General features: G+C 73.5%; 13 protein-coding genes. 7 read left to right on the top strand and 6 right to left on the bottom strand.

Translation table 11 applies throughout. The features are described 5' to 3' along the window. A partial coding sequence (locus EAD98_RS07110; protein ID WP_121653256.1) for an FxsB family cyclophane-forming radical SAM/SPASM peptide maturase occupies nt 1-1007 on the bottom strand: 1007 nt, incomplete at its 3' end. A gap of 2 nt (nt 1008-1009) precedes the next feature. Beyond that, nucleotides 1010-1192, bottom strand: a complete 183-nt coding sequence (fxsA, locus tag EAD98_RS07105; protein WP_158609773.1) for an FxSxx-COOH cyclophane-containing RiPP peptide — start codon at nt 1190-1192, stop codon at nt 1010-1012. Nucleotides 1193-1476: 284 nt separating this feature from the next. Here fxsA and EAD98_RS07100 point away from each other — a divergent pair, with 284 nt between their 5' ends. Continuing rightward, nucleotides 1477-1833, top strand: a complete 357-nt coding sequence (locus EAD98_RS07100) for a YciI family protein (protein WP_121653254.1) — start codon at nt 1477-1479, stop codon at nt 1831-1833. A 2-nt stretch (nt 1834-1835) separates the two neighbouring features. Then, nucleotides 1836-3044, top strand: a complete 1209-nt coding sequence (locus EAD98_RS07095) for an RNA polymerase sigma factor (protein WP_121653253.1) — start codon at nt 1836-1838, stop codon at nt 3042-3044. A gap of 10 nt (nt 3045-3054) precedes the next feature. On the opposite strand, the gene EAD98_RS07090 is transcribed toward EAD98_RS07095, so the two are convergent. After that, nucleotides 3055-4839, bottom strand: a complete 1785-nt coding sequence (locus tag EAD98_RS07090; protein WP_121653252.1) for an N-acetylglutaminylglutamine amidotransferase — start codon at nt 4837-4839, stop codon at nt 3055-3057. Between the two features lie 183 nt (nt 4840-5022). Further along, a complete protein-coding gene (locus EAD98_RS07085; protein ID WP_121653251.1) occupies nt 5023-5451 on the bottom strand; it encodes a MarR family winged helix-turn-helix transcriptional regulator in 429 nt (142 codons plus the stop codon). 82 nt (nt 5452-5533) lie between these two features. Between EAD98_RS07085 and EAD98_RS07080 the strand changes: the two genes are divergently transcribed. Then, the gene (locus tag EAD98_RS07080) at nt 5534-7327 is read left to right on the top strand and encodes an ABC transporter ATP-binding protein (RefSeq protein WP_121653250.1); all 1794 of its coding nucleotides are present in this window, start codon (nt 5534-5536) and stop codon (nt 7325-7327) included. Between the two features lie 38 nt (nt 7328-7365). On the opposite strand, the gene EAD98_RS07075 is transcribed toward EAD98_RS07080, so the two are convergent. Continuing rightward, nucleotides 7366-8148, bottom strand: coding sequence for a TetR family transcriptional regulator (locus EAD98_RS07075; RefSeq protein WP_121653249.1), 783 nt, complete (start codon nt 8146-8148; stop codon nt 7366-7368). Between the two features lie 110 nt (nt 8149-8258). Between EAD98_RS07075 and EAD98_RS07070 the strand changes: the two genes are divergently transcribed. From EAD98_RS07070 to EAD98_RS07055, 4 genes are all read left to right on the top strand, one after another. After that, entirely contained in the window at nt 8259-9194 is a 936-nt protein-coding gene (locus tag EAD98_RS07070) for an ABC transporter ATP-binding protein (RefSeq protein ID WP_121653248.1), read from the top strand. After that, on the top strand, nt 9191-10816 hold the full coding sequence (locus tag EAD98_RS07065) for an ABC transporter permease (RefSeq protein WP_121653247.1): 1626 nt from the start codon (nt 9191-9193) through the stop codon (nt 10814-10816). Before EAD98_RS07070 ends, EAD98_RS07065 begins: the two co-directional genes overlap by 4 nt. Nucleotides 10817-11028: 212 nt before the next feature. After that, nucleotides 11029-11514 (top strand): hypothetical protein, encoded by a 486-nt coding sequence (locus EAD98_RS07060; RefSeq protein WP_199723322.1) that lies wholly within the window; start codon nt 11029-11031, stop codon nt 11512-11514. Further along, nucleotides 11511-11798: a transcriptional regulator gene (locus tag EAD98_RS07055; protein WP_121653246.1), complete on the top strand. Its 288-nt coding sequence runs from the start codon at nt 11511-11513 to the stop codon at nt 11796-11798. Before EAD98_RS07060 ends, EAD98_RS07055 begins: the two co-directional genes overlap by 4 nt. 25 nt (nt 11799-11823) lie before the next feature. Here EAD98_RS07055 and EAD98_RS07050 read toward each other — a convergent pair whose 3' ends face one another. After that, nucleotides 11824-12378, bottom strand: coding sequence for a hypothetical protein (locus EAD98_RS07050; protein WP_121653245.1), 555 nt, complete (start codon nt 12376-12378; stop codon nt 11824-11826). Nucleotides 12379-12482: the final 104 nt, after the last annotated feature.

The raw sequence follows: 12482 nt of genomic DNA, 5'->3' as shown, positions 1-12482 counted from the left end.
CCGGCCAGCGACGGGTGGCGCAGCGCCTCGTCGAAGCTGTGCCGGAAGACGTCCAGCCCGGTACGCATCGCCGACGCGGTGGTCGTCTTGAGGGTGTCGGTGCCCTCGATGGTGCCGTCGGTCTCGATCGTCATGATGTCCGGCTCGGCGCCGCCCAGCGCCTGGGTGCCGCTGCGCCCACCGAGCAGCAACGCGATCAGTGACTCGAACAGCCGGATCCCGCTGCGCCGGGGCGTCTCCCGGTACCAGGTGTCGAAGACGGCGATCAGCCAGTCCGCGTACGGGGTGGCGGGATCGCCGGGGCGGCGGCCGGGTGGGGGAGTGCTCCAGTTGCCGTGCGGCAGCAGCAGGTCCAGTCGGGGCGGATCGAACTCCAGCAGGCTCCGGTAGACGTCGACCGGATCGTTGGCCAGGTCGACGGTGCAGAGCAGGCCGGCGTACCGGGCCCGGTGCTCGGGCCGTGCCAGCAGACGCAGCGCGGCGGCCACCTCGGTGAAGCTGCCCCGCCCGTCGGCGTGCCGGCGGTGCCGGTCGTTGGCCGTCCGGCCACCGTCGACGCTCACCCCGACGTCGATGCCGTGCGTGTGGCACAGGGCGAGCACCGCCTCGTCCAGCAGCAGCCCGTTGGTCTGCATCGCGACGTCGAGGGTGGTGCCGGCGGGCATCGCCGCACGCAGGGTGCGCACCGTCCGGTCGAGGACGTCGACACCGGCCAGCAGCGGCTCCCCGCCGTGCAGCACCACCCGGACCCGGTCGGTGCGGTGCCGGACGACGTGCGCGGCCAGCCGGTCCGCCACCCGGGCCACGGTGCCGGGCGCGATCACCCGGGGCCGGTCCCGCCAACCCTGGTCGGCGTGCCGGTAGACGTAGCAGTAGTCGCAGGCCAGGTTGCAGCGCGAATGCACCTTCAGCACCAACTGGCGTACCCGGGGCGCCGTCGGGGTGTCGGGTGGCTCGGCCGCGGCAGGGCGCCGCCGGGCGGCCGACGGCGAGGCGTCGGCCGACACGGTCAGAAGCTCGATTCGAACGCGGACACGTCGCCCGGCTCGCTGTCGGCGACGAGCGCCCCGAGCACGTGGGCCAGCACACCGTCACCGGCACCGGCCAGCAGATCCGCCAGCGGCACATCGCCGAGCTGCACCAGGGCGGCACCGGCGGCGACGGGTGTGGGCGGTTGGCCGTGCTCAGTCACCGTGGACCACCCCACGGTCGAACACCGGCACCTGCGTCACCGCTGCGCTCACTCCGCCTTTCTACACCATCGCGCCCGGCCCGGACGGCGCGACACCGCAGCCCGCACACGCTGGCCACCGTGCCGTCACCTGGCGTACCACCGCCGCCGTCCGGCTGCCCGCGACCTCGGCCGGCGCGGACGGCGGTCGAATCTTTTCCGGGCGGCCTGTCGATCCGGCCGGCGGCCGTTCGTGTGGAGGATGAGAGGTCGGCGACGGGCCGGCCGCCCCGCGAGGAGGAACGATGACCCTCTACCTGCTCAGCATCCACCAGCCGCAGGGTGACCTGCCGCCGGAGTCGGAGTTCCTGGCCGGGGTGATGCGTCAGCTCGGCGAGCTGCGCGACGAGCTGACGGCCACCGGGTCGTGGGTCTTCGGGCAGGGCCTGCACGGCCCGGAGTCCGCGACCGTGCTGCGCCCCCGCGACGGCGAGGTGCTCGTCACCGACGGGCCGTTCGTCGAGGGCAAGGAGCATCTGGGCGGCATCACCATCATCGACGTGCCGGACCTGGACGTCGCGCTGGACTGGGGCCGGCGCTACGCGCTGGCCACCACCCTGCCGATCGAGGTCCGCCCGTTCCAGGGTGGAGCGAGCGACTGACCGTGGAGGACGTGGAGGCGGCGTTCCGCGCGGAGTACGGCCGCGCGGTCGCCGTCCTGGTCCGCCTCCTCGGCGACATCGACCTCGCCGAGGAGGCCGTCCAGGACGCGTTCACCATCGCGCTACGGCGGTGGCCGCGGACCGGACCGCCGCCCAGCCCGGCCGGCTGGATCATCACCACCGCCCGGAACCGGGCCATCGACCGGCTGCGCCGGGAAGCGTCCCGGGCCGACCGGCACGCCCAGGCGGCCCTGCTGTACGCCGCCGACCCACCCGTCGAGGAGGCGCCGGTGCGCGACGACCGGTTACGTCTGATCTTCACCTGCTGCCATCCGGCGCTCGCCCCGGCCGCCCGGGTCGCGCTCACCCTGCGCCTGCTCGGCGGGCTGAGCACCGCCGAGATCGCCCGCGCCTTCCTGGTGCCCGAGCCGACGATGGCGCAGCGGCTGGTCCGGGCCAAGTCGAAGATCCGCGACGCGCGGATCCCGTACCGGGTGCCGCGCGACGCCGACCTGCCCGACCGGCTGCACACCGTGCTGGCGGTCCTCTATCTGATCTTCAACGAGGGGTACACGGCCAGCGCCGGGCAGCGACTGGTCCGCGCCGAGCTGTGCGCCGAGGCGGTCCGGCTGGCCCGGCTGCTGGTCGAGCTGATGCCGGACGAGCCGGAGGCGCTCGGCCTGCTCGCGCTGATGCTGCTCACCGAGTCCCGCCGGGACGCGCGGACCACCGGAGACGGCGACCTCGTTCCGTTGCCCCAACAGGACCGGGCCCGGTGGGACGCCGCGCTGGTCGCCGAGGGACAGGCGCTGGTCCGCCGCTGCCTGCGCCGCGACCAGCCGGGGCCGTACCAGATCCAGGCCGCGATCGCCGCCGTGCACAGCGCCGCGCCGCGCGCCGCCGACACCGACTGGGGCCAGATCCTCCAGCTGTACGACCACCTGCTGGCCGTCGCCCCCGGCCCGGTGGTGGCGCTGAACCGGGCGGTCGCGCTCGCCGAGGTGGCCGGTCCGGCGGTGGCGCTGGCCGAGGTGGACCGCCTCGACCTGGACGGCTACCACGTGCGGCACGCCGTCCGCGCCGACCTGCTGGCCCGGCTCGGCCGGGGCGGGGAGGCCGCCGAGGCGTACCGGACGGCCGCCGCGCTGACCGGCAACGCGGCCGAACAGGCCTTCCTCACCGGGCGGGCGGCGGCCGTGGCGCCGGACTGACCGCGCGGGCTCAGCGGATGTCGTGCGTCTGGAGCCAGAGTTCCAGCAACCCGAGCTGCCACAGCTTGTTGCTGCCGGCCGCCGCCTCGGCCCGGTCCGGTTCGGCGAGCAGCCGGGAGACGTACTCCGGTCGGAACAGCCCCCGCTCCCGCGCGGCCGGCGCCTGCAACGCCTCGGCCACCAGCTCGCGCACCGGCCCGTCCACGTTCCGCAGCGCCGGCACCGGGAAGTAGCCCTTCGGCCGGTCGATCACCTCGGCCGGCAGGACCTCCCGGGCGACCTCCTTCAGCACGCCCTTGCCACCCTGGGCCACCTTGTGCTCGGGCGGACAGTGCGCGGCGAGGGTGACCAGATCCTGGTCGAGGAAGGGGGTACGCACCTCCAGGCCCCACGCCATGCTCATGTTGTCCACCCGCTTGACCGGGTCGTCGGGCAGCATCAGATGGGTGTCCAGGCGCAGCACCGCGTCCAGCGCGGTCTGCGCACCGGGCGCGGCGAGGTGCCCGGTCAGCAGGTCGCGGCTGGCGTCGTGGTCCAGCGCGTACGCCGGGCCGACGATCCGGCGCAGCTCGTCGTGGCCGCGGTCGAAGAACGCGGCGGCGAACGTCTCGGCGGCGCCGTGCCGAGGCGCCTCGGTCAGGGGCTGGTGGTAGCCGTAACCGGCGAACACCTCGTCGGCGCCCTGCCCGGACTGGGCCACCTTCACGTGCCGGGCCACCTGCTCGGACAGCAGGTGGAAGGCGACCACGTCGTGGCTGCCCATCGGCTCGGCCATCGCCTGGACGGCGCGCCGCACGGCGGGCACCAGATCGTCGTTGGACAGCCGGATCCGGTCGTGGTCGGTGTCGTACGCGCGGGCCACCAGGTCGGAGTAGTGGAACTCGTCGCCGGACTCGCCCCCGCGGCTGTCGAAGCCGATGCTGAACGTGCGCAGGTGCCGCTGGCCGGCCTCGGCGAGCAGCGCCACGATGAGGCTGGAGTCCAGCCCGCCGGAGAGCAGCACTCCGACCGGCACGTCCGCGACCAGCCGCCGGCGTACCGCCGTGCGGAGCGCGTCCCCGATGGCGGCCCGCCAGTCGGCGGCGTCCATCCCGGCGTCGGCCGGTTCCCGGACGTAGTCCGGTCGCCAGTACACCTCCTCGCGGCCGCGCCCGTCCGCCTCGATCACCCGCAGGGTGGCCGGCGGCAGCTTGCGCACGCCGCGCAGCACGGTCCGGGGCGCGGGCACGATGGAGTGCCAGGACAGGTAGTGGTGCAGCGCCACCGGGTCGATGCCGGTGTCCACGTCGCCGGCGCGCAGCAACGCGGGCAGGGTGGAGGCGAACCGGAGCCGCCCGGGGGTCTCGGCGAGGTAGAGCGGTTTGATGCCGAGCCGGTCGCGGGCCAGCACCAGCCGCCGCCGGGCACGGTCGACCAGCGCGATCGCGAACATGCCGACCAGGTGGTCGACGAAGCGGTCACCCCAGTGCGCGTACGCCACCAGGATCACCTCGGTGTCGCTGGTGGAGTGGAAGGCGTACCCGGCGTGGGTGAGTTCCTCGCGCAACTCGGGATAGTTGTAGATGCAGCCGTTGAAGACCAGTGCCAGGCCCAGGTCCTCGCGCACCATCGGCTGGCCGCCCGCGTCGGACAGGTCGATGATGGTCAACCGTCGGTGCCCGAGGGTCACCCAGTCGTCGGTGAACAGCCCCTCGCCGTCCGGGCCGCGCGACCGCATCGCCTCGGTCATCCGGGTGACCGCCGCCGCGTCGGGCGGCCTGCCGTCGAATCGGGCCTCCCCGCTGATCCCGCACATCAGGCGGGTCGGTGAGTCAGATGGGACACCAGCGGCACGGCCATCCTCCTGTCACCTCGCCCGGCCCGTCAGGGCCGGTCCCGCCGACCGGACGGGCCGCGCTGGCTACCCGGGCGCGTGGTGGGCAAACCCGGGCCGCCCCGCAGGGCCCTACTTGTGCAGCAGGAGCCCCTGGCCTGCGCCTCAGCCGAGCAGGGTGCGCAGGATCCGGGCGAGCTGGTCGCGGTCGGCGTCGTCCAGGTGGCCGAAGAAGCGGTCGGCCTCGGCCCGACGGGCGGCCCGGATGGCGGCGCTGACCCGGTTGCCCTCCTCGGTGAGCGCGACCAGCGTCGCCCGTCGGTCGGCCGGGTCGGGTCGGCGTTCGACGAGCCCCCGGGCCTGGAGATCGTCGATGACCTCGGTGGCGGAGCGGGGCGCGATACGCAGGTGCTCGGCGATGGTGCCGGGACGCGACTCACCGTGGCGGGCCAGCACTCCGAGCGCCCGGGACTGGCTGGGCGTGACGTCCCACGGCGCCAATGACTCCCGTGCCTGCCGGCGCAGCCGCCCGGCCACCGCCCAGAACGTCTCCGCCAGGCTCTCGTCGTCGCCGTCCGCCGTGCGCTCCGTCACGGGGAATACGGTAGCAGGAGATGCGGTTGCTACCTCATGATGAGGTAACCTCAGCAATATCCCCGTCGAGAGGCAGTGCCCCTTGGAACCGACCCCCACCGGCCGCGACCGCGGCCACCGCACCGTCAGCGCCGACGAGAAGGCGCAGGCCCGGCAGGTGTCCCTACGCCGCATCGGCCGGCTGTTCACCGCCCACCGGCCCGCGCTGGCCGCCGTGACCGCGATCATCGTGGCCTCCTCGATCATCGCGATGGCCACCCCGTTCCTGCTGCGTGCCGTCATCGACCGGGCGCTGCCGCAGGGCGACGTGACCCTGCTGGTCTGGCTGGTCCTCGGGATGGTCGCCGTCGCCGGGGTGACCGCCGCCCTTGGCGTCGTCCAGACCTGGATCTCCACCCGCGTCGGGCAGCAGGTCATGCACCGGCTGCGCACCGACGTCTTCAGCCACCTTCAGCGGCAGTCGCTGGGCTTCTTCACCCGGACCCGCACCGGCGAGGTGCAGTCCCGCATCACCAACGACATCGGCGGCATGCAGTCGGTGGTCACCTCCACCGCCACGGCCGTCGCGGCCAACCTCACCACCGTGGTCGCCACCGTCGTCGCCATGGTCGCGCTCTCCTGGCAGCTCTCCCTGGTCTCCCTCGTCGTGCTGCCGCCGGCGATCTGGCTGACCCGCCGGGTCGCCCGGATGCGCCGGGAGATCACCGCCCAGCGCCAGCGGGAGCTCGCCGACCTCAACGTCACCGTGGAGGAGGGGCTCTCGATCAGCGGCGTCCAACTGGCCAAGACCCTCGGTACCGGGCCCGCGCTGATCGACCGGTTCACCGCCTCGTCGGCCCGCCTGGTCGACCTGGAGCTGCGCAGCGAACTGGCCGGTCGCTGGCGGATGGCCTCGATGAGCATCATCTTCGCCGCCGTACCGGCGGTCATCTACCTCGCCGCCGGCCTGCCCGGCACCGCCGGCACACTGAGCATCGGCACCCTGGTCGCCTTCACCGCGCTACAGGGCGGCCTGTTCCGGCCGCTGATGGGCCTGCTCAACGTGGGCGTGTCGCTGACCGCCTCGCTGGCGCTGTTCGCCCGGATCTTCGAATACCTCGACCTGCCGGTCGACGTGGCCGACCCCGCCGAGCCGGTCCGCCTCGACCCCGCCCGGGTCCGCGGTCACCTGCGTCTGGAGGACGTCACCTTCGGCTACCCGGGCAGCGACACCGCCGCCCTCGCCGGGGTCACCCTGGACGTGCCCGCCGGCACCAGCCTCGCCCTCGTCGGCGAGACCGGCTCCGGCAAGAGCACCCTCGCCGGGCTGGTCAGCCGGCTGCACGACCCGACCGCCGGCCGGGTCACCATCGACGGGGTCGACCTGCGCGACCTGCGCCTGGCCGACCTGGCCGCGATCGTCGGCGTGGTCAGCCAGGAGACGTACCTGCTGCACACCACCGTCCGGGAGAACCTGCGCTACGCCCGGCCGGCCGCCACCGACACGGAGATCGAGGACGCGGCCCGGGCCGCCCAGATCCACGATCTGATCGCCGCCCTTCCCGACGGGTACGACACGATGGTCGGCTCGCGCGGCCACCGGTTCTCCGGCGGCGAGAAGCAGCGGCTGGCCATCGCCCGCACCCTGCTGCGGGATCCGCGCATCCTGGTCCTCGACGAGGCCACGAGCGCGCTGGATACCGAGACCGAACGGGCCGTGCAGCGGGCGTTCGACGTGCTCGCCGAGGGTCGCACCACGATCACCATCGCGCACCGGCTGTCCACCGTCCGGAACGCCGACCAGATCGCGGTGCTCGACCACGGCCGAATCGTCGAGGCCGGCACCCACGACAGCCTGCTGGACCGCAACGGCCGCTACGCCACCCTGGCCGCCTGACTCACAACCGTCTCGAAACCGTCGCTAAAACCGTCTCGTTATTCCGCGTCCAGGTGGCGGTAGACGGTGGCCCGCGAGACGCCCAGCGTGGCGGCGATGGCGTCCACCGAGTGGGTGCCCGCCGCGTGCATCCGCCGGGCCGCCTCGACCTGCTCCCGACCCAGCGCCCGCGGCCGCCCCGGACGGCGCCGACGCTCACCCATCGCGGCGACCGAGCTCGCATCCGGCGGGCTCCCGGACCCTGCGGCGGCGCCCGCCGGAGCCGCGGCGTCCGAGGGTGGCGCGGCCAGCAGGCGGCGTACGCCGTCGAGCATGTCGGCGCGCAGCACCTCGTCGGGCACGTCGGTGAAGAAGACGACCGGGTCACTGCACGCGGCGACCGCCTGAACCGCCCGGACCCGTTGCCGGCGTCCGGCGTCCGGCCCGGCGATGAGGTCGTTGGCCCGCATCGCGATCCCCATCAGCCGGTGGTACGTGTCGCCCCGGCCGACCAGCGCGATGTCGTGGAAGAGCATCCCGAGCGGCCGGCGGTGAGCGAGTATCGTGTCCACCCAGCCCTCCAGCACCGTCCACCGGGCCTGCTCGGTGGGCTGCGTCCGGGCCGAGTCGAGCAACGCCTCCAGGTCGGCCAACAGCGGCTCGACCAGGGCTGCGAGCAGGTGCTCCTTGGCCGGGAAGTGGTACAGGATCGCGGCCTTGGTCAACCGCAGCCGTTCGGCGATCTGCCGCAGTGAGGTGCGTTGGTAGCCGTGTTCGGCGAAGAGGTCGAGCGCGGCGCGCAGGATCCGCGTGCGGGTGTCGTCCGCGGGCTCGGCGGTCATGCCGGCCAGCCTAACCGGCGCCCTGACCGGTGGCCGATCTCACCGTTGATTGTGCTGACCGGCGGTCAGTACAGTGAGGACGGTCGACGCATCCGACAGCTGGAGGGGCGATGCCCGTCATCTCGATCGACAACCTGGTCAAGACCTTCGGCCGCATCCGGGCACTCGACGGGCTCGACCTGCGGGTCGAGGCGGGCGAGGTGCACGGCTTCCTCGGGCCCAACGGGTCCGGGAAGTCCACCACCATCCGGATCCTGCTCGGGCTGCTCCGCCGCGACTCCGGCGAGGCGCGGGTGCTCGGCGCCGACCCCTGGCGCGACGCGGTGCGCCTGCACCGCCGGTTGGCGTACGTGCCGGGCGACGTCAGCCTCTGGCCGAACCTCTCCGGCGGGGAGGCGATCGACCTGCTCGGTGAGCTGCGCGGCGGCCTCGACCGGCGTCGCCGTGACGAGCTGTTGCAACGCTTCGACCTGGACCCGACCCGCGGCTGCCGCACGTACTCCAAGGGCAACCGGCAGAAGGTCGCCATCGTCGCCGCCTTCTCCTCCAATGTGGAGCTGTACGTGCTCGACGAGCCGACCTCCGGCCTCGACCCCCTGATGGAGGCGGTGTTCCAGGACGAGGTGCGGCGGATCAAGCAGGCCGGCGCCACCGTGCTGCTCTCCAGCCATGTGCTCGCCGAGGTCGAGGCCCTCTGCGACCGGGTCAGCATCATCCGCGAGGGACGCACCGTCGAGTCCGGCAGCCTGACCGAGCTGCGCCACCTCACCCGCACGACGGTGATCGTCGAGACGGCCCGCCCGGTGACCGGCCTCGACGCGCTGCCCGGCGTGCACGACGTGCACGAGGTCGACGGGCGCACCCACCTGGAGGTCGAGCCGGCGCACCTCGACGAGCTGCTCGGCCAGCTCGTCCGCTTCGGCGTCCGCGCGCTGACCAGCACCCCGCCCACCCTGGAGCAGCTGTTCCTACGCCACTACGGCGACGAGCACGTCTCCGCCGACGACCCCGCTCCGGCGCGAGCCCAGCGGGCCGGTGCCCGATGACCGCCCTCACCGGCACCCGCCGGCTGGCCCGACTCGTGCTGCGCCGCGACCGGATCCGCCTGGCGATCTGGGTGCTCGGCACGCCCCTGCTCGGCTACGCCCTCGCCGGCAGCGTCGCCGGCATCTACCCCGACGAGGCGGCCCGGCAGGGCTACGCCACCACGTCGGCGTCCAGCCTGGTCGCCCGGGCCTTCAACGGCCCCATCGCCGGCACCGACGTCGGCGCGGTCGTGGTCGCCGAGACGTACGTGACGCTGGCCCTGATCGTCGCGCTGCTGAGCACCTTCGCGGTGACCCGGCACACCCGGCAGAACGAGGAGACCGGCCGCGCCGAGCTGGTCGGCGCCTCCGTCGTCGGCCGGTACGCGCCGCTCACCGCCGTGCTGCTGGTCGTGGTCGCGGCGAACGTGGCGGCCGCGACGCTGCTCGCCGTCGCCCTGGCCGGCGCGGGCCTGCCACTGGCCGGCTCCCTCGCGGTGGCCGGCGCGGTCGGCGGCGTCGGGGTGGCCTGCACCGGCGTCGCCGCGGTCACCGCGCAGGTCTCGGTCACCTCCCGGGGCGCCAACGCGCTCGCCGCAGCCGTCGTCGGGCTCTCCTTCGTGCTGCGCGCCGCCGGCGACGTGCTCGGCGACACCAGCGCCGACGGCACCCGCGTGGAGAGCGCCTGGCCGTCCTGGCTCTCCCCGCTCGGCTGGGGCAACCAAGTGCGGGCCTTCGGCGGGGAACGCTGGTGGGTCCTCGCCCTACCCGTCGCGCTGCTGCTCGCCGCGGTGGCGCTGGCGTACGCCCTCGCCGAGCGGCGGGACCAGGGCGCCGGGCTGATCGCCCCCCGACGCAAGGCCGCGACCGCCGCCACCTGGCTGCTCAGCCCCGCCGGGCTGGCGTGGCGGATGCAGCGCGGCGCACTGCTCGGCTGGGCGCTCGGGATCGCCGTGCTCGGCGTCTCGATGGGCGTCGCCGCCGACGAGTTCAACGCCATGATCGAGCAGAATCCGGCCGCCGCCGAGGCGATCAACGCGATGGGCGGGGGAGCGGACCTGCTCGACGCGTACCTGGCCGCGATGCTCGGGCTCTTCGCCCTGACCATCGGGGCGTACGTGGTGCAGGCCCTGCTCCGCGTACGCGGAGACGAGGCCGACGGGGTGCTGGAGGCCGCCCTCGCCACCGCGGTGAGCCGTACCCGATGGCTCGGGACCCAGGTCCTCGCCGCGGCGCTCGGCGCGTTCGCCCTGCTGCTCCTCGCCGGCCTGACCACCGGGCTCGGCTACGGCCTGGTCACCGGCGACCCGCTCGGCGAGGCCATTGCGCTCGGCGGTGCCGCGCTGCTGCGGCTGCCGGCCCTGCTCGTGGTGGCCGGGGTGGTGACCGCGCTCTTCGGCCTGCTGCCGCGCCGGTCGGTGGTGCTCTCCTGGACGGCGCTGCTGGTCTTCCTGCTCCTCGGGCAGCTCGGCGCGGTACTGGAGCTGCCCCAGGCGGCGCTCAACGTCTCGCCGTACACCCATGTCCCGTCGGTGCCCGCGGTCGACCCGGCGGTGCTCCCGCTGGTGGTGCTGACCACGGTGGCCGCGCTGCTCCTCGTGGCCGGCGCGGCGGCGTTCCGCCACCGCGACGTCCCGAGCTGACCGGTTCTCCTTGATCGTTGGCAGCTCAGCAACTCGACACGCCGACGCCCGCCCCGCTGAACTGCCACCGATCGGGAACGGCTCGAGGACGCCTATCCCAACCCTGACTGAACCCTGCCGCCGGTCGAGCGAACCATGTCGCCCAAGGCGTTCGGCGAGTCGGTACGCGTGCGCCCCACGGGCCTCAGGCGCAATACTTGCATGGGTGGAAAGTGTTCGTTAAGCTTTCCAGCGTGGAAAGTATTGGTGTCGAGGAGCAGCTCAGGGCGGCCGAGCGCGGTGCCGCCGCACCTTACGTCGACTATCCGCCGACCCCATGGTGGTATGCGCCCTCCGTCGGCGCCTGGGCCGCTGCCATGATCGGCACGTTCGTGTGGTGGCGCCAGAACGCCGCCCTGTTCGTGGCGTCGCTCGCCGTCCTGATCGCCGTCGAGGCCCTGTTCGTCGTCTGGATGCGGCGCCGGCACGGCGCGCTCCCGACGCCGGGCAAGGGCACGCCGCCCCCCGAGATCGCCGGAGAGTGGCGCAGATACTTCGCTGCCCTCCCCGTGGTCGCCCTCATCGTCGGGCTCGTCTGGTGGCTGGTCGGCGTCCCGGCGGCCGCCGGGGCGGCATTCGTCCTCGTGACGGTCGGCCTGGCCGTCTACGAGCGGCGGTATGCCGCGGCCGCCGCAGCGACCCGGGCACGCCTTCGATGATCGACGGCCTGGATCCGATCATCCACGTGCCCAAGCGCCTGGCGGCCATGGCCGTCCTGGCGAACGCGCCCTCGGTCTCATTCCGATTCCTCAAGGACCACCTGCAGCTCAGTGAGTCGGATCTGTCCAAGCAGATGTCCACCTTGGAGGCGGCTGGCTACGTCAGCTCGACCAAGGTCGGTCGTGGCCGTGGGGGCAGTACGACCTATCGGATGACCCAGGCCGGGCAGCGCGCCTACGAGCAGCACTGCGCCACGTTGAGGATACTGATCGGCGGCGCCTAGCGCTGCTCGGTCCGCACCGATTGTGTCAGCGGTTGTGCTGGGGTGGGACGGGGGCCTTCGGCTCCGTTGGGGCGCGCGGGTGGGAGCGCAGCAGTTCATTGATCCAGCGGGCTGCTTCCCCCTGCGCGGCGAGCAGGTGTTCGCGGGCGTCCGCGATGTCCTCGTCCCCGGCGTGTTCGTTGAGGATCGCCGCCCAGCGCCGGCTCAGCTCCTGGGCGTAGCGAGCACGACGAAGCTGCTCGTCGAACTGGTACTCCAGTTTCATCAGCCGGTCGACGTGCGGCTGGTACGTCGGCATGATCCGCTCGTCGAGCCGGACGGTGGCGTCGGGTTGGCAGGTGATGACGATGTCGCCCCGCGCGTAGCGCCACGTGGGCTCGTCGGTGATCGCCTGCCGCAACGCCAGCTCCAGGTCGGCCGCCCGGTGTGGGGGCAGGTTTCGGGCGGCGTCGGCGGCGAGCCGGGTCAGCCGCTGGATCGCGTGCGGCTGGAAGTAGTCCACGTACCAGCTCAGCACCTCGGAGCGGAGGCTTTCCTGCGACGACCAGGCGAAGGTGGCGCGGATGTGGAACGCGTACACGTATCCGAGGGCGGGAACCGTGATCGGTCGAGGCGCCTCGCGCTGTTCGACGAGCGGGCCGGTTGGTGATGGTGCGGCGCCCGGACCTGCGGCGCCTCGTCCTG

Origin of the sequence: Micromonospora sp. CV4 (assembly GCF_003667455.1) — a bacterium.
Lineage (GTDB): Bacteria > Actinomycetota > Actinomycetes > Mycobacteriales > Micromonosporaceae > Micromonospora.
This window is presented reverse-complemented; position numbering and strand designations above follow the sequence as displayed.